23 protein-coding genes, 1 tRNA gene and 1 other RNA gene are annotated in these 24104 nt (G+C 63.7%); 18 read left to right on the plus strand and 7 right to left on the minus strand.

What is annotated here, in order from left to right; translation table 11 throughout:
- The first annotated feature begins 154 nt into the window (after nucleotides 1-154).
- The 5 genes from QMG52_RS01755 (at nucleotide 155) to QMG52_RS01775 (ending at nucleotide 5156) form a co-directional block, all read left to right on the plus strand.
- Nucleotides 155-889, plus strand: a complete 735-nt coding sequence (locus QMG52_RS01755; RefSeq protein WP_283558718.1) for a sugar phosphate isomerase/epimerase family protein — start codon at nucleotides 155-157, stop codon at nucleotides 887-889.
- A complete protein-coding gene (locus QMG52_RS01760) occupies nucleotides 890-2047 on the plus strand; it encodes a Gfo/Idh/MocA family protein (RefSeq protein WP_283558719.1) in 1158 nt (385 codons plus the stop codon).
- Nucleotides 2044-3225: a Gfo/Idh/MocA family protein gene (locus QMG52_RS01765; protein WP_283558720.1), complete on the plus strand. Its 1182-nt coding sequence runs from the start codon at nucleotides 2044-2046 to the stop codon at nucleotides 3223-3225. Before QMG52_RS01760 ends, QMG52_RS01765 begins: the two co-directional genes overlap by 4 nt.
- Nucleotides 3226-3265: 40 nt before the next feature.
- A complete protein-coding gene (locus QMG52_RS01770; RefSeq protein ID WP_283558721.1) occupies nucleotides 3266-4267 on the plus strand; it encodes a sugar phosphate isomerase/epimerase family protein in 1002 nt (333 codons plus the stop codon).
- 115 nt (nucleotides 4268-4382) lie between these two features.
- On the plus strand, nucleotides 4383-5156 hold the full coding sequence (locus tag QMG52_RS01775) for a TetR/AcrR family transcriptional regulator (protein ID WP_283558722.1): 774 nt from the start codon (nucleotides 4383-4385) through the stop codon (nucleotides 5154-5156).
- A 16-nt stretch (nucleotides 5157-5172) separates the two neighbouring features.
- Here QMG52_RS01775 and QMG52_RS01780 read toward each other — a convergent pair whose 3' ends face one another.
- Together QMG52_RS01780 and QMG52_RS01785 are read right to left on the minus strand one after the other, a co-directional pair.
- Nucleotides 5173-6153, minus strand: coding sequence for a LytR C-terminal domain-containing protein (locus QMG52_RS01780; protein ID WP_283558723.1), 981 nt, complete (start codon nucleotides 6151-6153; stop codon nucleotides 5173-5175).
- Nucleotides 6146-6445, minus strand: a complete 300-nt coding sequence (locus QMG52_RS01785; RefSeq protein WP_283558724.1) for a type II toxin-antitoxin system VapB family antitoxin — start codon at nucleotides 6443-6445, stop codon at nucleotides 6146-6148. Before QMG52_RS01785 ends, QMG52_RS01780 begins: the two co-directional genes overlap by 8 nt.
- A gap of 121 nt (nucleotides 6446-6566) precedes the next feature.
- On the opposite strand from QMG52_RS01785, the gene QMG52_RS01790 reads away from it, so the two are divergent.
- The 6 genes from QMG52_RS01790 to QMG52_RS01815 all read left to right on the plus strand — a co-directional run bounded on the left by QMG52_RS01790 (nucleotide 6567) and on the right by QMG52_RS01815 (nucleotide 12447).
- Nucleotides 6567-7409, plus strand: a complete 843-nt coding sequence (locus QMG52_RS01790; RefSeq protein WP_283558858.1) for a Cof-type HAD-IIB family hydrolase — start codon at nucleotides 6567-6569, stop codon at nucleotides 7407-7409.
- Between the two features lie 63 nt (nucleotides 7410-7472).
- Nucleotides 7473-8837, plus strand: coding sequence for a hypothetical protein (locus tag QMG52_RS01795; RefSeq protein ID WP_283558725.1), 1365 nt, complete (start codon nucleotides 7473-7475; stop codon nucleotides 8835-8837).
- Between the two features lie 283 nt (nucleotides 8838-9120).
- A complete protein-coding gene (locus QMG52_RS01800) occupies nucleotides 9121-9720 on the plus strand; it encodes a TetR/AcrR family transcriptional regulator (protein WP_283558726.1) in 600 nt (199 codons plus the stop codon).
- Nucleotides 9721-9733: 13 nt separating this feature from the next.
- Nucleotides 9734-10648 carry an oxygenase MpaB family protein gene (locus tag QMG52_RS01805; protein ID WP_283558727.1) on the plus strand — a complete coding sequence of 305 codons (915 nt, stop codon included), beginning with the start codon at nucleotides 9734-9736 and terminating at the stop codon, nucleotides 10646-10648.
- Between the two features lie 228 nt (nucleotides 10649-10876).
- Nucleotides 10877-11545 (plus strand): DUF6318 family protein, encoded by a 669-nt coding sequence (locus QMG52_RS01810; protein WP_283558728.1) that lies wholly within the window; start codon nucleotides 10877-10879, stop codon nucleotides 11543-11545.
- 2 nt (nucleotides 11546-11547) lie between these two features.
- Nucleotides 11548-12447, plus strand: a complete 900-nt coding sequence (locus tag QMG52_RS01815; protein ID WP_283558729.1) for a hypothetical protein — start codon at nucleotides 11548-11550, stop codon at nucleotides 12445-12447.
- A 125-nt stretch (nucleotides 12448-12572) separates the two neighbouring features.
- On the opposite strand, the gene QMG52_RS01820 is transcribed toward QMG52_RS01815, so the two are convergent.
- Nucleotides 12573-12660, minus strand: a tRNA-Ser gene (locus QMG52_RS01820).
- 181 nt (nucleotides 12661-12841) lie between these two features.
- The gene (locus QMG52_RS01825; protein WP_283558730.1) at nucleotides 12842-13600 is read right to left on the minus strand and encodes a hypothetical protein; all 759 of its coding nucleotides are present in this window, start codon (nucleotides 13598-13600) and stop codon (nucleotides 12842-12844) included.
- On the opposite strand from QMG52_RS01825, the gene QMG52_RS01830 reads away from it, so the two are divergent.
- From QMG52_RS01830 to recR, 4 genes are all read left to right on the plus strand, one after another.
- Nucleotides 13596-14408 carry an HNH endonuclease signature motif containing protein gene (locus QMG52_RS01830; protein WP_283558859.1) on the plus strand — a complete coding sequence of 271 codons (813 nt, stop codon included), beginning with the start codon at nucleotides 13596-13598 and terminating at the stop codon, nucleotides 14406-14408. The genes QMG52_RS01825 and QMG52_RS01830 overlap by 5 nt on opposite strands.
- Before the next feature lie 130 nt (nucleotides 14409-14538).
- An RNA gene (ffs, locus tag QMG52_RS01835) (signal recognition particle sRNA small type) lies at nucleotides 14539-14635 on the plus strand.
- Nucleotides 14636-14701: 66 nt separating this feature from the next.
- Nucleotides 14702-18058, plus strand: coding sequence for a DNA polymerase III subunit gamma and tau (locus QMG52_RS01840; protein ID WP_283558731.1), 3357 nt, complete (start codon nucleotides 14702-14704; stop codon nucleotides 18056-18058).
- A 203-nt stretch (nucleotides 18059-18261) separates the two neighbouring features.
- Nucleotides 18262-18861: a recombination mediator RecR gene (gene recR / locus QMG52_RS01845; protein WP_283558732.1), complete on the plus strand. Its 600-nt coding sequence runs from the start codon at nucleotides 18262-18264 to the stop codon at nucleotides 18859-18861.
- 37 nt (nucleotides 18862-18898) lie between these two features.
- Here recR and QMG52_RS01850 read toward each other — a convergent pair whose 3' ends face one another.
- On the minus strand, nucleotides 18899-20269 hold the full coding sequence (locus QMG52_RS01850) for an ATP-binding protein (RefSeq protein WP_283558733.1): 1371 nt from the start codon (nucleotides 20267-20269) through the stop codon (nucleotides 18899-18901).
- Between the two features lie 203 nt (nucleotides 20270-20472).
- Between QMG52_RS01850 and QMG52_RS01855 the strand changes: the two genes are divergently transcribed.
- Nucleotides 20473-21759, plus strand: a complete 1287-nt coding sequence (locus QMG52_RS01855) for an aspartate kinase (RefSeq protein ID WP_283558734.1) — start codon at nucleotides 20473-20475, stop codon at nucleotides 21757-21759.
- A gap of 161 nt (nucleotides 21760-21920) precedes the next feature.
- On the opposite strand, the gene QMG52_RS01860 is transcribed toward QMG52_RS01855, so the two are convergent.
- The gene (locus QMG52_RS01860; RefSeq protein ID WP_283558860.1) at nucleotides 21921-22103 is read right to left on the minus strand and encodes a hypothetical protein; all 183 of its coding nucleotides are present in this window, start codon (nucleotides 22101-22103) and stop codon (nucleotides 21921-21923) included.
- Nucleotides 22104-22243: 140 nt separating this feature from the next.
- On the minus strand, nucleotides 22244-22468 hold the full coding sequence (locus tag QMG52_RS01865) for a hypothetical protein (RefSeq protein ID WP_283558735.1): 225 nt from the start codon (nucleotides 22466-22468) through the stop codon (nucleotides 22244-22246).
- Nucleotides 22469-22574: 106 nt separating this feature from the next.
- Between QMG52_RS01865 and QMG52_RS01870 the strand changes: the two genes are divergently transcribed.
- A complete protein-coding gene (locus QMG52_RS01870) occupies nucleotides 22575-23015 on the plus strand; it encodes a MarR family winged helix-turn-helix transcriptional regulator (RefSeq protein WP_283558736.1) in 441 nt (146 codons plus the stop codon).
- Nucleotides 23016-23110: 95 nt separating this feature from the next.
- Nucleotides 23111-24031, plus strand: a complete 921-nt coding sequence (locus QMG52_RS01875; RefSeq protein WP_283558737.1) for a 3-methyladenine DNA glycosylase — start codon at nucleotides 23111-23113, stop codon at nucleotides 24029-24031.
- Nucleotides 24032-24104: the final 73 nt, after the last annotated feature.

The raw sequence follows: 24104 nt of genomic DNA on the forward strand, positions 1-24104 counted from the left end.
GCTTGACGTTCGGCAAAAGGCGTCCTACGTTGATCAGGACGCTCCCGCGTCGATGCAAAATGTATTGATGAATGATGTCCTTAGTTGGGGATGCGTCGATCAAGGATGCGTCGACCTGGAGCAGACAGTCCCTTCATACCTGTCAGGAGAACCCGTGACTTACTCTCTTCAGCTTTACACCGTCAGAGGCCCCCTGGAGAAGGATCTTCCGGGAACCATCAAGCGGGTGGCCGCGATCGGCTATACCGCCGTGGAGCCCTACAACTTTGTGGCGACTGCCGGTCAGCTGGCGGCGGCACTGACGGCCAATAATCTCACGGCGCCTTCCGGCCATGCACCGTTGCTGCGCGAAGACCAGCACCAGATTTTTTCCGCTGCGCAGCAGCTCGGCATTTCGACCGTGATTGATCCGCATGTGGACGCCAGCCGGTGGAGAAGCGAAGAAGGCATCATCGCCACGGCCAAGGCGTTGAACGCCGCGGCCGCGAAGGGCGCCGGGTACGGTATCCGAGTGGGCTACCACAATCACGAGTTTGAATTGCAGTCCCGGATCAATGGCCGCTCGGGGCTGGAGGTCCTGGCGGATCATCTTGACCCCTCGGTGGTACTGGAAGTGGATACCTACTGGGCCGCCGTGGGTGGCGAGGACCCGGTGGAGCTGCTCGGCCGGCTCGGGGACAGGGTCAAGCTGATTCATCTCAAGGATGGCCCGCTGACCAAGGAAGACAAGGATCAGGTGGCCGTTGGACAGGGCAGCGTGCCCATCTGGGATGTCATCGCGGCCGTCACCGGGCTGGAGGTCGGCGTCGTCGAACTTGATGACTTCAACGGCGACATCTTCGACGCCGTGACCGAGAGCTTCAACTACCTCAAGGCGGGACGGAACTAGATGGGTCAGCAACCGAACCAGCGCAGCAGCCGCCCAACGGCCGAACGGACGGGTCCCGTGGGCATCGCAGTCATCGGCGCGGGGGTCATCAGCAAGGAATACCTGACCAACCTGACCAGCTTTCCGGACGTGAAGGTCCACATCGTGGCCGACATGTTGGAGCAGGTCGCCGCTGAACGCGCCGCGGAATTCGGCATCGGCGCCTCCGGAGGCGTGCGGGCGGCGCTGGACCACCCGGACGTGGAGATCGTCGTCAACCTGACCATTCCCGCCGCCCACGTCGAGGTGGCGACGGCCGCAGTCAACGCCGGCAAGCACGTCTGGAGCGAGAAGCCCTTTTCGATGGACCGGGACAGCGGACTGGGCCTGCTCAAGGCCGCTGATGCCGCAGGCCTGCGTCTCGGTTGTGCGCCGGACACCTTCTTGGGCGCGGGGATGCAAACCGCTCTGCGCATCATTGCCCGAGGGGACATCGGCGCGCCGCTCACGGCGCTGACCCTCATGCAGTCTCCCGGGCCCGAGTCCTGGCATCCCAACCCTGCGTTCCTCTTCCAGGAAGGTGCGGGTCCGCTGTTCGACATCGGCCCGTACTACCTCACTGCGTTGGTGCAGACCTTTGGTGCCATCACCAAGGTGGCCGCCTTCGGGTCCACATCCCGCAAAACCCGGATCATCGGCTCAGGCCCGAAGGCAGGCGAGGAATTCGCAGTCACGGTCCCCAGCCATGTCAGCGCGATTGCACAGTTTGCCGGCGGCGAGTCATCACAGAGCATCTTCAGCTTCGACTCGCCCCTCAAGCGCGCCGGCTTCGTGGAGATCACCGGGACCGAGGCGACCATCGCCATCCCGGATCCCAACATGTTCGACGGCGACATCGTCCTGACCCGCCGCGGCCGGGACGATCCCGAGACCATTGGGGCCGTGGGCGCCACCAGCACCCGGGGCTCCGGCGTGCTCGAAATGGCCCGCGCCATTAGGGCAGGCCGTCCGCACCGGGCGCAGGGAGCCGTTGCCTATCACGTGCTCGACGCCATGGTGTCCATTGCCGAGTCCGTTAACACCGGTCAATTCGTTTCCCTGCAGAGCAGCGCAGATGCCGCGCAGCCGCTGCCGGAGGACTGGGACCCCACCGCCGATACGCTGAAAGTTGCGCGGTGAGCATCCCCCAGCCGGATCCGCCCGCGGCCGGTTCGCCTGGATCGGGCCGCCCGCTGGGCGTGGCCGTAGTCGGCTACGCCTTCATGGGCAAGGCGCATTCGAATGCCTGGCGCAATGTCAGCGCTTTCTTCGACGTGCCCGCTTTTGCGCAAAGGGTGCTGGTGGGCCGGGACGCGGAAGCCGTCGAGGCGGCGGCAGCACGCTATGGTTGGGCCGAATCGGCCACCGACTGGCGGGAAGTGATTTCCCGCGACGACATTGACATCGTGGACATCTGCGCACCGGGGGCCCTGCATGCCGAGATTGCAGTCGCCGCGCTGGCGGCCGGGAAACACGTGCTGGTGGAGAAGCCGCTGGCAAATTCACTCACCGAGGCCGAGTCCATGGTTGCCGCGGCGCAGCAGGCGCGTGACCGCGGCGTCCGGTCCATGGTCGGCTTCACCTATCGCCGCGTTCCCGGGCTGGCGCTGGCCCGCGGCCTGATTGCCGGCGGAAAACTGGGCGTGATCCGCCAGGTCCGCGCGGCCTACCTGCAGGACTGGCTCGCCAATGACGAATCGCCCATGACGTGGAGGCTGCGCAGGGAATCGGCCGGTTCCGGGGCGCTCGGTGACATCGCCAGCCACGCAATCGATCAGGTGCAGTTCCTGCTCGACGACACCGTCACCGAGGTCTCCGGCCGGCTGCACACTTTTGTCAGCGAACGGCCCGGTCCGCACGGCCCGGAACCGGTAACGGTCGACGACGCCGCCTGGGCCACACTGTCCCTCGCCGGCGGCGCGGTGGCCAGCGTCGAGGTCTCCCGGATGGCCCGGGGCCGGAAAAATGCCCTGCAGATCGAGGTCTTCGGCAGCAAAGGCAGCCTCCGGTTTGATCTGGAGAACCCCAACGAGCTGTCCTTTTTCGACGGTACGGATCCCATCCGGGAACAGGGGTTCCGCCGTATCCTCGTCACGGAACCCGAGCACCCTTACCTCGATGCCTGGTGGCCGCCGGGACATGTGCTTGGCTGGGAGAACAGCTTCACACACGAGATCAGGGACTTCCTGCTGGCCGTCGGCTCCGGCACGGACCCGTCGCCGTCGTTCGAAGACGGACTGGCCGTCCAGCGCGTGCTGGTTGCCATCGAGGAATCGGCAGCAGCCAAAAACTCCCTCATCCAACTAGCCCACCGCTGACCAGCAGCCGATTCCCACAGCCGATTCCAAGGAGGCAGCCATGACCCGTCCGTATACCCTTTTCACCGGTCAATGGGCCGATCTGCCCTTCGAGGAGGTTGCCAGACTCGCATCCGACTGGGGCTATGACGGGCTGGAAATCGCCGTATCGGGGGACCATCTGGACGCCTCCCGATGGGACGACGACGACTACGTTGCCGGCAAGCTGGCCGTGCTGGAAAAGTACAACCTCAAGGTCTGGGCCATCTCCAACCACCTCAAGGGCCAGGCGGTCTGTGACAACCCGATCGACTTCCGGCACCAGGCGATCGTAGGCACCAGGGTGTGGGGCGACGGCGACCCCGAGGGCGTGCGGCAGCGTGCCGCCGAGGACATGAAGAACACCGCGCGGCTGGCCAGGAAGCTGGGCGTGAAGACCGTCGTCGGCTTCACCGGCTCTTCCATCTGGCAGTACGTAGCCATGTTCCCGCCGGTTCCCGAATCCGTCATCGACGCCGGCTACCAGGACTTTGCCGACCGCTGGAACCCGATCCTGGACGTCTTTGATGAATGCGGCGTCCGCTTCGCCCACGAGGTCCACCCCTCCGAAATCGCCTACGACTACTGGACCACGGTCCGCACGTTAGAGGCCATCGGACACCGGGAAGCCTTCGGCATCAACTGGGACCCCAGCCATTTCATGTGGCAGGGCACCGATCCGGTCTCCTTCATCTGGGACTTCAAGGACCGGATCTACCACGTCGACTGCAAGGACACTAAAATGCGCCTGACCGGGCGGAACACCGTCCTCGGTTCGCACCTGCGGTGGGGGGATCCTCGCCGCGGCTGGGACTTCGTCTCCGCCGGACGCGGGGACGTGCCCTGGGAATCTAGCTTCCGCGCGCTGACCGCCATCGGCTATGACGGACCCATCTCCATCGAATGGGAAGACGCGGCAATGGACCGGCTCGAGGGCGCTCCCGAGGCCCTGGCGGCATTGAAAAAGTTCAATTTCTCCCCCTCCGGCCAATCCTTCGACTCCGCCTTCAGCAACCAGGACTGAGCGCGAATCGGCTGCCTTACGGCCCTCGCAATTGGCCACGACAAGTGGGGGTACGCTGCGCCTGGTCTGTTGGGGCATCGCGGCTTTTACTGACGGTTCGCGGTAAAGTGTCTGTATGCCTCGAATAGCCGCCCCGACCAACGCGGAGCAGCGCGAACAGACCCAGCGCAAGATCCTGGATGCCTTCGGCACGCTGCTCTTCACGCACGGCCTGCCCGGGCTCACCATGACCGACGTCGCCCGGCAGGCCGACGTCGGCCGGACCGCCGTCTATAACTATTTTACTGATCTGGAGCAGCTCCTGGTTGTTTACGCGCTCGATGAAACGGAGCGCTTCGTCACCGACCTGAAGACCGAGTTGACGCTGCTGGACAACCCGGTGGACCGGCTGGCCCTGTACATCCAGGTGCAGATCCAGGATTTGGCCCGACGCCATCTGCCACCGGGACCCGCCATGCGTTCGGTCCTCTCGCCCGAGTCCTTTGCCAAACTCGGTGTCCACGTGGGGGAACTCAACGCTCTGCTGCAGGACATTCTGCGCGACGGCATGGAGCAGGGCTATCTTCCGCCCGCCGACGTCGACAGCCTGGCCCCGCTGATCCACGGCTCCCTCACGGCGAGCGCGTCCCGCGGAATGGATCAGTCAGGCGCGGATCAGTCAGGCGCGGATCAGCCGGGCGCGGATCAGCCGGGCGCGGATCAGCCCGGCGCGACGCGGCTTGACGCCCACATTGCCGGAACCGTCAGATTTATCCAGGCCGGCGTCGGAATCCGGTTCGATACCGAAGGACGTCCTGTCAGGCGGTTCCCGGCGGCAGTTCCGGCAGCAGCCCCTGCTTCAGGCCCGGCGCCGGGCCTGGTTTCAGGCCGGGCGGACCGCCGGGGCTAAGCCAACCGCCCGCGGGTCATGGCGCCGTCGTCGTCGTTGCGGTTGAAGAAATACCGGCGGTCGGCGTTGCACTAGGGCTCAGGTGCGGGCAGGAGAGCAGCCCCGGCGTCTGGTCCACAGTTCCCGCGTCCACGAGAACGGTAAAGCCTCCGGTCAGATAGACGTCGACGCTGGCATCCGTGCGGCCGTCCTGGACGTAATCCGTGCCGGCCAGATTCCGCTGTAGATTAAAGGCTGCGGACTGGCCGGCGGCACCGGAAACAATCACTGCCGAGCCAGTATAGTTGGTGACTTTGTTGGCTATAGTATCCACCTGAAAACCGCGGCCTTTCAGCTCCGCCGCCACGGTCGCAGCCAGCCCCTCACGCCGCGTGCTGTTGTAGACATTGACATGCATATCTTTGTTCGCGGGATAGTCGAACGTGGCAGCCGGACAGCTCCGTACCGCCGGCGCACTGGCCTGTCCGGAAGGGAGGGTGATAGCGCCGCGCCAGAGCAACACCGCGAAAATAACCCCGGCAATCACCACAGCTGACAGTAGAGTCAGGATCACGCCGTGCACCAGCCGGTGGCGGAACTGCACGGCGTTTTCGGCATCCTCCACCGGCGTAAACACCCGCTGCAGATCGGGTCCGCTGACCACACGGTGGCCGTGAAATACAGCGATATCCTTGGACCGCCGCAGTTCACGCCGGTGTGCCCGAAGCGCTCGCTTGTCCTCGTGGCGCTCTAGTTTCGCAGCCTTCCGCGTCTCGCTGGCGCGCTTTCGTTCCAGTTCCTTCGACGGCGCAGCCGCCCTGGATGAGGACGGACCTGTTTTGGATGACGGGGCCGCCCTGGACGACGGCCCTGTTTCGGTCAACGCCGCTTTGGTCGACGGCCCTGTTATGTACGGCAGCCCGTGTCTGGACTGTCGCCCGTGCCGCGGGGGCAGCCCGGACGTCGGCGTGAGAGCGGGCCGGGCCGGAATATCCGGCGCAGGCGGATCATCAGTCATCAATTACCAGCACGCGGGCATGGAGAATTGTCCGCTGATGCAACGCCGTCCGGACTGCCCGGTGCAGACCGTCTTCCAGGTACAAAGTATTCCGCCACTGCACTACATGCGGGAACAGATCCCCGAAAAACGTCGAGTCCTCAGCCAGCAGCGCCTCAAGGTCCAGAGTGGTTTTCGTGGTGACCAGCTCGTCCAAACGGACCTGCCGGGGGGCGACCGCGGCCCAGTCCTTGGGCGAGACGTAGTCATGCTCAGGGTACGGGCGTCCGTCGCCAACGGCTTTGAAGATCACTTGTCCAGCCTAGAGAAAAGCATCGGGCATGGGAACTCGACGGGCCAATGCGTCGTGGAGGGCCTGCCAATGGTTGTCGCCCGGCTGGTCAAGCGGGCGGGTGGACTGCAACTATGAACTCATGGTTTCCGCTGCTGTTCCCCTGGCCCTGCTGCTCGACGTCGACGGTCCGATTGCCAGTCCGGTAACCCGCGATGTCCGGCCACGCATCATCAAGGATCTGCTGCGGCTCGCGCATGCCGGCGTCCCTGTCATCTTCAATACCGGCCGCTCCGATACGTTCATCAGGGAACAGGTGATGGCGCCAATGATCGCCGAGGGAATGCCCCCCGGAACGTTGGTTCACGCGATCTGCGAGAAGGGCGCGGTGTGGTTCAGTTACACGGCCGACAGCGTTGGACCACTGCACGTGGACGGCTCGTTGGCGGTGCCGAAGGCGTACGCCGATGACATCCGCACACTTGTTGCGGAAGGCTACGCCGCGCACATGTTTTTTGACGAGACCAAGCACGCCATGGTGTCGGTGGAACAGCGCCTGGACGTCTCCAACTCGGACTACAAGACGGAGCAGGCGCGCTTCGATGCCCAGGCGCTGGAGCTGACGGCCCGCCACGGGCTCTCCGCCTTCCGCGTCGATCCGACCATCATTTCCACAGACATTGAATCCGTGCGCCTTGGCAAGGATCTGGGCGCCAGCCGCGCCGTCGAACTGCTGGCCCAGCAGAACATCGTGCCGCAGGCGTGGCGCACGGTGGGCGATTCCCGCACCGACTACGCCATGGCCGACTGGCTGCACCATCACGACCACGAGGTCAAGCACGTCGACGTCCGCCCCGCCGATGGCGTCCCGGAAAAGCCCTACCAGATCCTGACCGCTGCGGATCTGGGCCTGAGTGCCGAGGTGATTCACGACGACGCCGGGGCGGCATTCCTGGCTAAGTGGCTGGACACTGTGGTCAGCTAAAGACCAACCGGTGGACTAAAAGACCGGCTGGCCGGCTAAAGACAGAGGTGGCAGGATACGTTCATGAGTCCCGTGAGCCGCCGCCGGAAGCCGGCGAAGAAAAACAAGCCCAAAGCCTCGAATAGTCCGCTGTCCGCCCTGGTGCGGCACTATGCCCCGATCTTCAATTCCTTCAGCGCCGGCCCCGAAACCTATGACGTACTGGACCCGTGGTTACTGGCCTCCGCCCTGCACGACGATCTGATCGGGCCGGACCATGCGGCCGGAATGGATCCGCGGCAACTGGAGAAACTTATGTCCACCGCCGGCCGGCTGAAACTCCCCGGGAGCGGCACCATGCTGCTGACGCTGGCCCTACTACAGGGCGCCACGGAGACCACCCGGGAGCTGCTCTCCGTGGGCGTTCAGCTCTCCAGCGAGACAGGTTATGAAAGAGAACTGGACAGTGCGCTGCTGACCCCGGAACTGGTTTCGGCAGTTGCGCTGAAGGATGTTTTCGATGAGCAGAGCAGCTTCCTGCTCACCCTCCGCGCCGCTGATTTCGAGTACGGAATATTGCTGCATACAGCACGCGAGGCGTATGGCGATGCGGCCATCGGGGGCGGCGTCACAGCCGCTCCGCAGGCCACGGCCCGGGAGCTGCAGTCTATCGTCTCCGCAGAACCGGGGCTGTGGGAATTTGCGGAAATACCCGTCGATGACGCGGGGGGACTCATGCTCGATGCCATGGAGACGACGGATTCGGTTCCGGTGGCTACCGACGATCCTGACTACTGGCAGGCGCGACAGCTCATCATGACGGTGCTCGAGAGCGCGCTCGAAGACGCCGACTATGCCGAATATGCAGACCCGGACATGCCGGACGACGACGAGGCCGCGTGGGCCGCCCACGCGAACCGTGCGGGAACTGCCGCGGGAGATCAGGAGGGAGACCTCGCAGGAGCAGCAGCGAACAGCGTCCTCGAGGCCGACCGGGCGCTGGACCCCGTCGCCCTTGAAAAACTCCGGACAGATTTGGCCGACTTCGAAGCGGTGACAACGCGTGCCCTGACCAAAGCCGGTGACGCCGTAGTCCAGCAATTCATCGAACGGACTAACAGCAACCGGACCGACGGCGGTCAGGCTGACGGCAGTCAGTCCAACGATGGGGCTGCGGATCCCCATGAGTGGGATGCCCTGGCTCACCACTGGACCGATTACAGCATCGCCTACGACTACTCCAGTTTCCATCGGGTCGGGCCCATGAAGCTGGACACCTTTGTGAGCTGGTATCTCCGCCGTGAGGTCACGCTAACGCAGGCACAGCGACGGGAACTGCCGGCCTTCCTGCGCGCATTCGTCAGTTGGTGTGCGGAGCCAGCCTCTCTTGGTGAGCCGGCCAAAGCGAAGCTCCTCAGCCTGCTGGACGTACTGGTCCCGTTGCCCTGAGTCGGCCGACGGCGACGTCGCTACCGTTGCGCCGTCGTCGTGCCCGTTTCGGTACCGGTGCCCATGCGTTGTCTTGCCGTGTTCAATCCGGGACCGACGCGTACATGCGTAGTCGTTTTGGCGAGACCGAAAAGCACACCGTCACCTCCCGCCGTCTGCCGGAACGGTATACCTGGCAGGGAATACTTCGGTTGCCATGATTTTTCGTGTCCCCCTGCCTAGGTTGTCCTCGGTTCGCGTAGCGTAACAATGTTATGAAACAATGTTATGTAATAATTCGGAGATGGCAAGACCCAAAATCCATGACCGTGAACTCCGTCTGAAACTGCTCGCTGCTGCCGCCGAGTTGCTCGCGTCGCAGGGCGCCGAAGCCTTCTCACTGCGGCAGCTGGCATCCGTCGCGGGGACGTCCACCACCGCCGTGTATTCGCTCTTCGGCGGAAAACCCCAGCTGCTGGAGGCGGTCATCGTGCAGGGATTTGCGGACTTTGGCGCCGCGCAGGCCAGCGCTGCAGACGGCGCCGGACCGTCCGCCGTCGTCCGTCTGAGGGCCCTCGGCAGGGCCTACCGCCGGTGGGCGCTCGACCATCCTGCACTGTTTACCCTGATGTTCAGCGGAGCCTTGGTGGCCTACATCCAGTCCCCCGAGGCGCAGGCCTCCACCCAGCAGAGCATCCTGCCGCTGGTGGACACCATAGTGCTGGGCCAGAATTCGGGCGAACTGCGGCCGGACGACCCGGAAACCGTTGCGATGAGCATTTGGGGAACCGTCCATGGGCTGGCAACCCTGGAACTGGCCGGAATGAAGTGCAACCGGCCGGATTGGGACAGCGTTCACCAGGCATCGCTGGAGGCCGGCCTGCGGGCCTGGCGGGCGGAGTGAGAGACACTGTTACATGGCCAACTTCCTCAAGACGTGGCGCGCCGAGCTCAAAAGGGCACTCACCGGATCTCCCGACGCCGTCCCGGCATGGGTGCCGAAACTCGCCGAAGGGGATGACGCCGGCTACTTTCAGCCGGGCTCCGCGACCTGGGCCGTCCACGGCTCCATGACAACGATCGTGGCGGGGATCCGGGCACTGCTCATGCAGGCACTGCACCCCGGGGCATTGGCCGGTGTGTACGACCATTCGGACTTCAGGGAAGATCCGCTGGGCCGCTTGGCGCGGACAATTCAATGGATCTTCACAGTCACCTACGGTTCCACCCACGACGCGAAGTCCGCCTCAGACAAGGTGCTTCGGCTTCACGAACGGGTCAACGGCCGCTTCATCGACGGCCATGGCGTGGAGCGCGGCTATTCCGCCAATGACCCCGAACTGCTGCGCTGGATCCACATCGCATTCACCGATGCCTTCCTCAGCACGCATAAAGTTTGGGGCCGTGCCATCCCCGGCGGCCCCGACGCCTATGTCCGTGAGTGGGTCCGTGCCGGAACGCTGATGGGCGTCAACGATGCACCCACCAGCGAGGCAGACATGCGCCGCATGCTGGACAAATGGTACGACGACGGCGATCTCAAGTTCGACGCGAGGGTGGCCGAGGTGGTGGCGTTCCTCCGCAGACCGCCGCTGCATCCGACGCTGATGCCGGGCTACCGCGTACTGTTCGCCGCCGCAGTGGCAACCCTGGAGCCGAAATACCAGGACATGCTCGGGCTGCAGAAGGCACACCTCGGCCGGATCCCATTACCCGTGGCCACCGCTACGAAGGCGGTGCTCGGCATCGTGCATCTGGCCCTGAGCCGCGTGGGGCCGAGCGAGCTCGCCGCCCGGAGCCGGCTGCAGCGCCTGGGTTTGCTCGAGCGCTGAGCGAGCCTGTCGGGACCGGCCTCTCAGCGGGCCAATGACGAAGCCCCTCAGGATCGCCCCTCCTTGTATCCCCGACTGCCGGTGGACCGGCTGCCGGCGGACCCGACTGCCTGTGGAAAACCTTGGACGCCCGACTGCCTGTGGAAAACCTTGGACGCCCGACTGCGATCTGCGCTACCTTTAACCAACCTTAGGCATTGGCACATCACCGACTCGGTTGGGAATTCGATGCTCACATTCTCCGAACGCAGCAGAAAAGTCCGCGTCGCAGCCATGCTGGCCGGCATAGCATTCACTTTTGTCCTGACCGGTTGCGCCGGGTCTCCCAAAGCGACGCCTGCTACTACCGGCACGGCTCCGCCGGCGGCAAGCACGAGTGCCGCGGCGAGCCCTGTAATCAGCCCGACGGCATCGGCCGCAGTGTACAAGCCCGCAGATGCCAGTGGGCCGGCTCAAAATGTCCCGCTGCCGGTGAAACCGCCCTTAGCTGACGAATTTTCGAAGGCCGGAATAGAAGCCTTTGCCCGGTACTGGTACGAAACGCTGTCCTACGCCTACGAAACCGCCGACTTCGGGCCACTTGAGGCGATTACAGACCCCGGCTGTGTCTCCTGCTCAAACGTTAAGGCCGGCCATACGCCCTGGCATCAGGACGGACGCTGGACCGCTGGCGGCAGGATGGTCGTGATCTCCCTAGGTTCAGCTTTCACTGTTACGAAGGAGAACAACTACCAAGTCATCCTCTCAGTGAAACAAGAGGCAATAACCTACTACGAGGCGGGTCAAGCCACCATCCATCCTGAATCGAAATCAATGGCGGATATTTTAGTTGCCACGTATCAGGTAGACCATTGGATCGCGTCGACCGCTGAACATATCAGCGGTAAAGCCGAGTAGGCATGGCTGCCAGCAGATCCCTCCAAGCGAGCCTGACCTTATTGTGCATGTTCGCTTCAATGTTTGTCATGGGGACCGCTGACGCCGAGAGTGGACATCGGGTCGACGGTGAGTGGACGGAAAATGGCGTCACCGCGGACGGCTGGCAACAGATACCTGGAACGACCGAATGGGGTTCGTTTCCTGCCGCACTTCCCGATGATCCGTATGAATACGACTTCAAGTTTCTTTGTCAGGTGGGCGACTCCGAGTTCATCGCGTGCCGTGCCAACGCGGGAAGCCGCTGCAAGGAGGCTCCAGATGGCCAGCTCGTCAATTGGTACCGCAACCTCAAAATCGTCTCGCCGCCGGTTTGGGAATTCTTGAGCGGCCCCACGTGCATTTACTCCCAAAAGCCCCGGGACATCCTCGCCGAGATAGCCGCTAGCATCGAACACGAATTTCAGAACTCCCCCGTCGTACCCGCGACAGTGGCCAGCCAGCCGGGGCCCAATACCTTGCGCGGCGCGGAGACCAATCTCTATGCCTACGCGGTCGAGCAGGCATTCGACATCAACCTGCTGGGTCAGAAAGTCCATATAAAGGCCAGACCGATCTCCTACGTCTGGGACTACGGGGATGGCATCTCCCTTGGCCCCACCCCAAACTCCGGTGCACAGTTGCCGCAGGACCGGTGGGGCGAGAAGACTCCCACCAGCCACATCTACACAATAACGGGCGATTTCGCGGTCACCGTCGCAACTCATTTCCGCGGCACCTACTCGGTAAATGGCGGAGCGCCGCTGGCAATTCCCGGGCAAGGGACGTTCATTTCCGCTCCGTTGCCGGTCAGCGTTTGGCGGTCCGTGACGAAGACCTATGCCGATGATTGCCACCAAAACCCGCTGGGCGTGGGTTGCTGATGGACTGTGGAAACGGTGCCGCGGGAGCGCGGAGCCGGTCCTCGGCGCCGGGAAGACGCCAGCCCCGTCGGGCAACGAGAAAGCCCCGCCGATATGCGTAGAGGCAAAACAACGGGGCTTTACACTGGCGGAGGATGGGGGATTTGAACCCCCGAGGGCGTTAACCCAACACGCGTTCCAGGCGTGCGCCATAGGCCGCTAGGCGAATCCTCCAGTGTTTGCTCGCAATGAGCAGGTTCCAGAGTACCTGTTTGTTTCGCATTGTGCCTAATCGCGGCTCCGTTCCAAAGGACACGTTGCCGGCCAGCCAGTCGTAATACTCAGGAAGATCGACGGCAGCGGTTGACACGGCGGAGTGGCCGCAAGGTTGGCGCGGTCGCTAAGGTTGGCGCGGTCACAGGGGTGGCTGCGACTGGGGTCTAAAATGTCGGACCCCTCTGGTTGACTTGGTTTCATGGAAGGCCAGCAGAAACCCCGGGCTCAAACCCCGGGGACCGCGGAAGCCACGGGCGCGCCGGAAACCCCGGAAGCCACGGGCGAACAGGGAGCACCGGATGCTACGGGCGCACCAGGGATGCCGGATGCCGGCGCGGCAGCAGCCACGGCGTTGCTGGTGGATACGTTGTTCCCGCGTCTGGTCAATGCGCACCCGATGGCGTATCTCGCCCGGGACCTCACGACCGTCATCCCCGATGACCTGGACACCGCCGGCGCGGTGACCGCCCTCGCCGACGCCGGCCGGCTCGAAGCGTACGCCGGCGCGCTCAAGGCCCGGCTGGCTGCCCGGATCCAGCAGACCGTCCTGGATGAAATGCCAGAACCGGTCCGCAGCACCATCGGCGGCCAGTCCCTGGCCCACGCCACCGCGGTCAGCGAAATAGGCTGCGCCCTGCACCTGGCCGAACGGACCGCCGGATTCCTCCTCAACGAATCCTGCACCCTCGTCGAGAACTTCCCTGCAACCCTGAACGCCTTCACCGTCGGGGACCTGGACTACCAACGCGTGCGCACCATCCTCCACCAGAGCGAGGGCATCCCCGCCATTTGCCTGCCCCGATACGAAAGCGCCGTACTGAAACGCGCCGCGGAGCAGAACAACCCGCTCCCGGGCCCGGCGGCTGCGCGAGACCCTGCACCCCGAGGCGTTCATCACCCGCAAAACCAAAGCCGCGCAGGACAGATCCCTGAACTTCCGACCGGCGCAGGACGGCATGGCCTACCTCGAAGCGTACCTGCCGGCCGAAACGGCCCTCGCCGCGTACAACACCATCACCGAAGCGGCGACGAAAGCCCAGGGACCGGCCGAACCCCGCACCCTGACCCAACTGCGCGCCGACCTCACCGCCGGATACCTCCTCGGCACCCACTGCCCCCACGGCACCAACGACGGCAGCAGCGAGGACGGCACAGGTGGGGGCCGCACAGGTGGGGGCGGCACCCGCGGGGCAGGGGCCTGTGGGCCGGGGCACGGTCACGGTAAAGCGCCGAAGATTAAGGCGCAGATCATGATCATGATCCCGCTGTTCTCCCTGCTCGGCATCACCGACGAGGCAGCCGAACTCGATGGCTACGGGCCCATGCCAATCGAAACGGCCCTCGACCTCGCCAAGGACCAACCGGTCTGGTACCGGATGCTCACCGACCCCGTCACCAAAATTCCCGCCAAACAAGACCGAAACCCCTACAAAATCCCGCAGAAAACCCGTAAATGGTTGCAAATCAGGGACGGGACCTGCCGCTTCCCCGGCTGCACCCGCCAAGCCCGCTTCACCGACACCGACCACACCCTCCCCTGGCCACAAGGACCATCCGAGATAGAGAACCTCGCATGTCTGTGTAAACGGCACCACCGGCTTAAACACAAAATGGGCTGGAAAGTCACCCAAACCGGCAACGGCACCCTCACCTGGAAAGCACCCTCCGGCCAGACCTACACCACCCACCCCAAAGACACCGGATAACCAAGCACGACCATCGGATGCGCCCGCGTCCGAGCCTGCCGGGATAAACCATCTGGTCTCGGCAAGCACGACCGACAGGCCCGCCCAACCGAAGGTTAAATTCCGGCGCGAAACTTCGGGTAAGCTGATTCCCGGCCCCTCATGTGGCGTCACCCTGTTGAACTCCCCCAGGACCGGAAGGTAGCAAGGGTAAACGGGCTCTGGCGGGTGCATGAGGGGTCTTTACGTTAAAGGTTCCACAGGTCTCCGACGTTGCCTGCGGAATGTCAGTTGCACCAGATAGGGTTTCACCTGTGACCGCTCCTACCGCTCTATACCGTCGATACCGTCCCGATTCGTTCGCGGACGTTATCGGACAAGAGCATGTCACCGAGCCGCTGATGGCCGCGTTGCAGAAAAACCGCGTCAATCACGCCTACCTCTTCTCCGGACCCCGCGGCTGCGGCAAGACGACTTCGGCGCGCATTCTGGCGCGCTGTCTCAATTGTGCCGAGGGGCCAGCCGCTATCCCCTGCGGCAAGTGCGACAGCTGCATCGAGCTGGCGCGCGGAGGCTCGGGATCACTCGATGTGATCGAGATTGATGCGGCAAGTCATGGCGGTGTCGATGACGCCCGTGATCTGCGTGAACGAGCAACCTTCGCGCCCGTCCGGGACCGCTACAAGATCTTCATAATCGACGAGGCGCACATGGTCACTTCGGCCGGTTTCAACGCACTTCTGAAGATCGTCGAAGAGCCGCCGGAGCATATTAAGTTCATCTTCGCGACGACGGAGCCGGATAAGGTCATCGGCACCATCCGGTCCCGCACCCACCATTATCCCTTCCGTCTGGTCCCGCCCGAGCCCTTGATGGAGTATCTGGGCCTGCTATGCCGGCAGGAAAATGTCCCCGTAGCACCGGGAGTACTTTCTCTGGTGATCAGGGCCGGCGGCGGCTCCGTCCGCGATTCGCTGTCGGTGCTGGATCAGCTGATGGCCGGCGCCGGTCCGGCCGGCCTGGACTACGAACTGGCGGTTTCGCTGCTCGGCTACACGCATGCCTCTCTTTTGGACGATGTAGTCGATGCCCTGGCTGCCTCGGATGCCGCGACGGTTTTCAAGGCCGTGGACCGCGTCATTCAGACCGGTCACGATCCGCGGCGGTTTGTCGAGGATCTGCTTGAGCGTTTCCGCGACCTGATCATTGTGCGCGCCATGCCGGAGAGCGCGCATGCGATCCTGCGAGGTATGCCGGACGATCAGATCGCCCGGATGCAGACGCAGTCCACCCAGCTTGGTGCCGCCGAGTTGTCCCGCGCGGCAGATGTCACCAACACTGCGCTGACGGAAATGACCGGGGCCACGTCGCCACGACTGCATCTGGAACTGCTCAGCGCGCGGCTGCTATTGCCAGGCGCCGATCAGTCGGAGCGCGGCATGGCGGCACGCTTGGACAGGATTGAGCGCCGGCTCAGCTACGGCGGTGCGGAAGCTGCTTCGGCTGTTGAACAGCCCACGGCGGCCGGTCGGCCAGCCGGTTCCATGAACGACGGCGTCAATCAGCTTAGCCGCCAGCGCGTCAGCACCGACGACTGGCCAGTTGACGACGCAACGGCACCGGCGACGGCGACGGAACGCAATGCCACAGACTCGAGACGCGTTAATCCCGCACCCGTTCAGAAGGATGCGTCCGGATGCGATGCTGGACAGGGGAACAAGGCACAGGTAGAGGGTAGCCAGGCCGGGTCCCGCCAGTCCCAAAACGACTTCCAAGGGGTTCACACGTCAGAATCCCCCGGCCCCCAACCTCCGGAAACGTCTCGGACGCAGGATTCGGTTTCTGTCGCGGGTTCGGTTGGCGCGGACGCACCGGCTTCCGGAACTCTTGCACCCCCAGGCGCTCCTGCGTCAGGTGCGACCGGTGTCGAAGTACTCCGCCGCGCTTGGCCTGAAATTCTGGATAATCTGACTACGGTCAAGCGCAGCAGCTGGGCCCTGGTCGCACCGAATGCCACGCCGCAAAGCTTTGATGGTGAGACGCTGCAGCTGGCATTCAGAACCGCGGGGCTTGCCGGCGCCTTCAGCCGAGGAGACCATTCGGACAACCTTCGAGCGGCCATCAACAAAACGTTGGGCATGAACTGCCGGATCAACGCTGTCGCGGAACAATTTTCCGCCGCTGGTTCGAGCTCTGAACCAGACCCAAAAGCATCTACTAGCCGGGAATTCCCGGCCGGTTCTCCCCGGCCTGCTCAAGGTCCGGTAACGGCGACGGAACCGGTGTCGGAGAAAACGTTCGGGGACCGCCACGGAGCTGCACCACAGCCTCAGTCTCCGGCGTCCCAGGCTCCGGCTCCGGCTCCGGCTCCGGCTCCGGCAACCCAGCATCAGGCTCATCCCACGGAATCGGACGGAATCGGCGGCCTTGCGGAAGCCGGCGGGCTCGGTTCCGCTGTTTCCGACGGGGTCCAAGCTAATCCACAGCCCATTGAGCCTGATGGAAACCCGCCGTCGTCCTCATCCGTCTGGTCCGCACCGGTTCCAACGTCCTCAAACGTGCAGGGCGGCGGCCTCACTTCACTGAGCGACGGACCCCGGAGTTCAGCGCCGTCCGCGCGGACGGTCCGTCCTTCAGCGTCCGCGGCCTCCCGGCCGCACGATATGGCTCCTTCCGCTGGATCGCCCGCAGCAGGCCGGGGGAACGGGACCATTTCTTCCGCAGCCCCCGGGGACGGCCAGCGGACGGGGACCATTCCTGCTGAAGGCACCGCCGACGGCCAGTGGAACGGGAATATTCCCGCGGAAGCCCCCGCCGAAGTCACGGCTCCGGGACCAGCCCCGAAGCCCAATACTGCCCTTTCGTCATGGGGGTATGAGCTGGAAGAGCCCCCGTACCCGGACGATGAACCAGCCCCGGAAGGGGATTACCCTCCAGCAGACCTGGCGGACGCTTCTGCCACCGCTCCACGACGCCACGAGCAGGACCGCCTGGCAGGGCTGCAGAACTCGAACCGTCGGTCGCAGGAGCGCGCATCTTCCCCCGCTGCCCGACGGGGCGGCGAGGGTTCGCCCGGGATTCCGGGGCAGCAGAGCACTGCGGCCGCTGTTCCGCGGCCCGCTCAGCCTGCGGAACCGGGCTGGGGCACATTAGCGGACGCGCCCGACTGGGCTACGGCGGCGCCCGGAGTGGGATCAGCGACCGTACCTTCCCCGGCACGGGAATCCTCGGCCGCTTCATCGCGGGCGCCTTCGTCGGCACCCGGGTCTTCGCCGACGACATCGCGGGCCCCTGCTCAAGTCCCCGCGGCTTCGCCCACACCATCGCCGCCCCCCGGGTCTTCGGCTTCGGCTTCGGTCGGAGTTTCCGGGTTCACTGGTTTCGCCGGCGCGCATACCGGTGTCGTGACTACTCAGACCAGCAACGGCACTGCGCCCGACGCCGTCGCGGTTAAACCGAAGATGAGTCTTTACGAGCGGCTAAAAAACAGTCCCGAGGCCCAAGCTGGGCGCATCGCAGCGCCTAAGCGCAAAGTAGACTTGCCATACGTCGAGGACATTCCGAGCGCGGATGATGAAACGATCGAGAGTTCGGGCCTGGTGGGCCGGGCTGCGGTGGAGCGCATCCTCGGTGGACGGTTGGTTGAAGAAAGAAGCATCGGCGGCTCCTAGGCCAGCACGCCGCCTGTGCGTGACAGTGCTCGTGAAGCAGCTTTCCAGCGCGATCTTGCACCGCTTGGTGGCGGTGGTCACAACAGCGGTGATATAACCCGCAATGACTTTAACAGCAGTGCAGCTAACAGCAGTGCAGCTAACGGCAGTGCAGCTAACAGCAGTGCAGCTAACAGCAGTGACAACGACAGAACGAGGCAACGGTGTACGAGGGAGCAGTTCAGGAGCTCATTGATGAGCTGGGACGCCTGCCCGGGATTGGGCCGAAGTCCGCGCAACGGCTCGCCTTCCATATCCTCGAAGCCGATCAGGACGACATCAAGCGGCTCGTGACGGCTCTCGTGACGGTGAAGGAACGAGTGAAGTTCTGCTCCATCTGCGGCAACGTCACGGAGCAGGACACCTGCAATATCTGCCGTAATTCGAGGCGGGATCCTACAGTGATCTGCGTTGTCGAGGAGTCCAAGGATGTGGTCGCGGTCGAGCGCACTCGTTCCTTCAGTGGCCGTTACCACGTGCTCGGCGGCGCCATCAATCCGATTGCCGGAATCGGGCCGGAGCAGCTGCGCATTCGCGAGCTGCTGACGCGGCTCAACGACAATCAGATCGAAGAAGTCATTATCGCCACGGACCCCAACCTGGAAGGCGAGGCGACCGCAACATATCTGGCCCGGATGCTCAAATCCATCGGTATTCGCATTACCCGGCTGGCCTCCGGGCTCCCGGTCGGTGGTGACCTCGAGTACGCGGACGAGGTCACGCTCGGCCGGGCTTTCGAGGGCCGTCGCAGCGCCATCGGCTGAGGGAAACGACAGGTTAGGCGGTTCGCGTCTCCACAGCCTAGAGCCGGCTGATCCGTTCGATATCCTCTCGGAATTCCTGAGCCACCTCGGCCGAGACGGTCGCACGGGTTGCGGCAATGGCTTCCAGATATTCCGCAGTCGACGGTCCCGCCTTGGCGCTAACCTGAGTCCCGTCGTCGTCAGTGGCTTCTGCCGCGCCATCAGCGCCGTCCGGGACGCCCGCACCATGAGCTGCACCAGCGGCACCGCTTGGTTGTCCGTAGACCGCCCGTTCCAACGCCCGCTGCGATGCCTTCCGGGCAGCAAACTCGATGTCTGCCGGGGAAAAGCCGTCGGTCCCGCCGACGAGCAGGTCCAAATCAACGTCGTCAGCCACGTCCTGGGGGACGTATCGCTGCCAGATGGCGTACCGGGCGGCCTCGTCGGGCAGTCCGATCGGAATAACGTAGTCGAAGCGGCCGTGGCGCAGGAACGCCGAGTCGAGGGCGCGGATAAAGTTGGTCGCGCAGACCAGCAGCCGCCCGGGCTGGTCCCGGAACGCCGGGATGATTTTGAGCAGTTCGTTCGTGACTCCCTGCAGCGGCGACGGTGGCTCCCCCTGACGCTGGGCCGCGATCTCCTCGACTTCGTCGATGAAGACGACGGCATGCTCCAGTTCGGAGATCTCGAGGAATGTTTCCCTCAACGCCCCGGCCAGACCCTTCGGATCCGAGGCCAGCCGGGATGGGAAGACCTCCACAAACGGCCACTCCAAGCGGGAGGCGATCGCTTTTGCAAATGTAGTTTTCCCCGTTCCGGGAGGGCCGAATAACACCACCGCCCGGGGTGGCACGACGCCGTACTGATCTGCGAGATCCGGAGAAGCCAGCGGCAGCACCAGCCGGCGCTCCAGCAGTTCCTTCTCCTTCTGCATGCCGCCGACGGCGTTCCACAAGTGCCGCGGCAACAACCGGCCGCCCAGCTCACTCAGCAGCCCCATTTCCTGGCGCTGCACCGGAATTTCCCGCTCAAAGTAGCGCAGATGCTTCTTATCCTGGAAACCGGCATGCAGCAGCGCATCCACCCGGCCTTCGGTTTCGGGCATCAGCGTCGACAGCTTCGTCAACCCCCGCGGGGCCATGCGGCTTTCGATGGCCGCCAGCAGTCCACTGCCGATCCCCTGGTCTCTGGAATCGTCGTCGATTGCAAAGAAAACTATCCAACCCTGATCATGGGCGGCCCGCGCAACCGCGGCGCCGACCACTACTTCGCCCTGAACGGCGATCACGGCATGGTCCTTTTCACAGGAGGCAAGGACCTCCGACAGCGCGTAGACAGGCTCGACGCCGGCCGTCCGCGACCGCTCCCACAGACGCAGTACGGCATCCATGTCGGACGAATGAAAATCCCTGACGCGCCAAGCTGGCATGCTGCTTTCCTCCCGGTAAAACGCTTTCGTGAACCGAGACCAGCATGGCATAGACCGTCGCCGTGTCTTACTGCCGCCACAAATTCAGTTCATCGAAGTATGAGCGATAAACTAGACCCACCCGCCTGACGCGCCGCAGATGTCGCATGGCCTCTATGAATCAACCAGGAGATTGTCAGTGGTTAGCCGATGAGTAGGCACGCATGAGCTTAATTGTTCAGAAATATGGTGGATCCTCTGTGGCCGACGCCGCCGGGATCAAGAGGGTTGCCCGGCGCGTGGTGGAGACTCAGCGCGCCGGCAACGAGGTCGTCGTCGTCGTCTCCGCGATGGGCGACACCACCGACGAACTTTTGGACTTGGCGTCCCAGGTCGCCGGACGCCCCCCGGCCCGCGAGCTGGACATGCTGATGACCGCCGGCGAGCGCATCTCAATGGCGCTGCTGGCCATGGCGATCCATGACCATGGCGGCGTGGCGCAGTCCTTTACGGGCAGCCAGGCTGGCATGATCACGGATGGTATCCATGGCAAGGCCCGGATCATCGACGTCGATCCGCACCGGGTGCGCACGGCTCTGGACAAAGGCAATGTCGCGATTGTGGCCGGTTTTCAAGGCATGAGCCGACAGACACACGAAATCACCACCATGGGACGCGGCGGTTCCGACACGACAGCGGTTGCCTTAGCAGCGGCGTTGGATGCGGATGTCTGCGAAATTTATACGGATGTCGACGGCGTTTACACAGCGGACCCGCGGGTGGTTGCCAGCGCCAGAAAAATCGACAGAATCTCCAGCGAGGAAATGCTGGAAATGGCAGCCTCCGGAGCGAAGATTCTGCACCTGCGCTGCGTTGAATATGCCCGCCGTTTCGGCCTGCCAATCCATGTGCGGTCCTCGTTCAGCGACCATGAGGGGACCTGGGTCCTGCCCAGCCCCGACGACAAAATCAAGTTCTCAGAGGGAGTTGCCTTGGAGCAGCCAATCATCTCCGGCGTCGCGCACGACCGGTCCGAAGGCAAAGTCACGGTTGTCGGCGTCCCGGACATTCCGGGCAAGGCGGCGGAAATCTTCGGGATCATTGCCGGCGCACATTCCAATATCGACATGATTGTGCAGAACATTTCCACAAGGGGAACGGGGCGGACGGACATTTCCTTCACCCTCCCGATGGTGGAAGGCGCCGAGGCACTTGATGCCCTGCGTGCCGCCCAGGAGTCGGTCGGCTTTGATGCTCTGATTTACGACGACGAGATCGGCAAGCTGTCGCTGATCGGCGCGGGCATGCGGTCCAACCCGGGCGTTTCCTACCGGTTCTTCAAGGCGCTGTCCGACGCTGGCGTCAACATTGACTTGATTTCCACATCGGAGATCCGCATTTCCGTGGTTACCCGGGCGGATCTGCTGGACACGGCCGTCCGTGCTGTGCACCAAGCCTTTGACCTCGACGGCGACGATGAAGTGACCGTGTACGGCGGCACCGGCCGCTGACTCGGTCGGCGGATTGCGCCCCTCGAACAAGGTGGGCAGGTTAAGCCCCGCCTACCGGATGGGCGGCTTTCGATCTGACAATAAGGCGGGCGGCTTACGCCGTCCGCCTTGCCGCCCCGCCATTTTTGACCTGCCTTTACGCTGGTACGAACTTCGCCGAGCTACCCTTCGTGCGGCTTGCGCACCGCATAATGATGGCCTTCGGAGTCTGTCTCAACCTCGAACTGGGCCAGATCATCTTCGGAGGCCTTCTCGAATTCATCATGCCGATGAACCACCGGCGTATCACTATCCAGATGATCCGCCGGTCCGAAAACGCGCTGCAGATGATCGGTGAACCGCATAAAACGGCCAACGAATGGCTGCTTCTCTGCCACGGCCAACACCCCCTTCCAAATACGCCCGAGTGATGCTCCTATGCGCCAATTTTACGCTTCATGGCCGGAAATGGAACCGCGCGCGTTGTCGGACCCGTCCAGCCGGATCAGCGTAGTGACTGATCGTTCCCATCCCTGGGAACCAAATAGGTGCTGCCGTCGGGGCGCCGCGCGGTTTCCCACTGCAGGGCGTCGACTTGCTGCTGTGCCAGGAGCCGTTTATTGTCCTCGGTCATCTCGTGATCGAGCGAGCTGCTGTTGGCCGGGCCAAAAACTGCCCGGAGTTTGCCGGTTGTCCTCATGAACTTCGCTACGAAGCTATCGTCCTGCATGTCGTCCCTCATCCCTGCAACGGCCATTCCTGATCAATAGTACGCTTACTATGAGGGCACTAATGAAACATCAGCCGGTCCGCTCACGGATCTGGGGAGGAGCGCCATGGAGTCAAGCGTGCACAGCCTGTTGCTTGAAAGGCAGCTCTGCTTCGCGCTCAGCGTGGCCTCGCGAAGTGTGGTGAGTGCCTACAAACCGGTGCTGGCACCGCTCGGACTGACGCATCCGCAGTATCTGGTGATGCTCGCCCTGTGGGAACGGAACCCGCGGACGGTCAAAGACATCAGCGCCGCTTTGCTGCTGGAGCCAGCCACATTGTCGCCGCTGCTGAAGCGGCTGGAATCCGCCGGATTCATCAACCGCAGCCGTTCCCGCGACGATGAACGCGCCTTGGCCATCGAGTTGACGGACGTTGGGCGGGCGCTGCGGGCAAAGGCCCTTACGGTACCGGGGACCATGGCGGAGAAACTGGGGCTGAGCGCGACGGACATCGAAGCGCTGCACGTGACAATGACCAGACTGATTGCCGCAACGCAGGGCCGGTAAATCCGGACCCGCACGAGCGGCACCCAGGGCCGGTTAATTCGGACCGCACGGGCCGGACACCGCAGGACGCATTGGGCTGGGACAATGGGAGGGTGATGACCTGCGACCAGCTTCCCCCGCTTGTGCTGGATCCGTCCCGGTGGCTGCCGCGGCAGGAGGCCCACGAGCTTCGCGTGGCGCAGTATGCGGATCCGTATCTGAAACGGCGGTCGGCCGGGCTCAAACATCCGGTTGAGGACTTTCTGTTCACCTACTACTCGCACAAACCGGGCCAGCTCAGGCGCTGGCATCCCGGTGCCGGCGTCATATTAACAGGGCAGGAGGCCGTGTGCCGGTTGGACTGGAAGCACTACCGCCAGGCCAACGACGAAGAATGCCGGGCCGCGGGGTTGCCACTAGGCCGCTTGGGTATCACCTTCGACGGCGAAGCCTTCCGGGCCGACCGGCGCGAAGCCATTGACTTCGCCCGGATTATTTTGGCCCGCACCGCCACACGCCCGGCCCAGTTCGGATGCTTCGGTCTGCACGAATGGGCGATGGTTTACCGGCAGGAGGCCAACCAGGTAAGGCACGAATACCTTACCTTGCGGCTGGGTTCCGCCGGCACGGATGAGGTTGTGGAGGGAAGCCGGATCCGTTGTTCCCATTTTGACGCTTACCGTTTTTACACTCCGCAGGCCGTGCCGCTGAATGAGCTGTCTCCAACACGGGCGAACCAGCGCGACCTCGAGCAGCCGGGCTGCCTGCACGCGAACATGGATCTCTACAAGTGGGCCTACAAACTTGTGCCGGGGCTCTCCAGCGAGCTGCTCATGGACTGCTTCGAATTATCGTGGCAGATCCGCGCCATGGACATGAAGGCCTCGCCCTATGACCTTTCCGACTGGGGCTATCCGCCGATCGCCATCGAAACCCCGGCGGGAAAATCTGAGTACGTCGCCCAGCAGCGGCATTTCAGCACCCGCTCCGCGCAGCTGCGGACAAGGCTGCTGGACGCGCTCGCGCCGCTGCCTTAGGCCGCGCCGCTGCCTTAGGCCGCGCCGTTGCCTTGGCCCGCGCCGCTGCCTTAGGCCGCGCCGTTGCCTTAAG

It is taken from the genome of Paenarthrobacter sp. PH39-S1, from assembly GCF_030063245.1.
Lineage (GTDB): Bacteria > Actinomycetota > Actinomycetes > Actinomycetales > Micrococcaceae > Arthrobacter_M.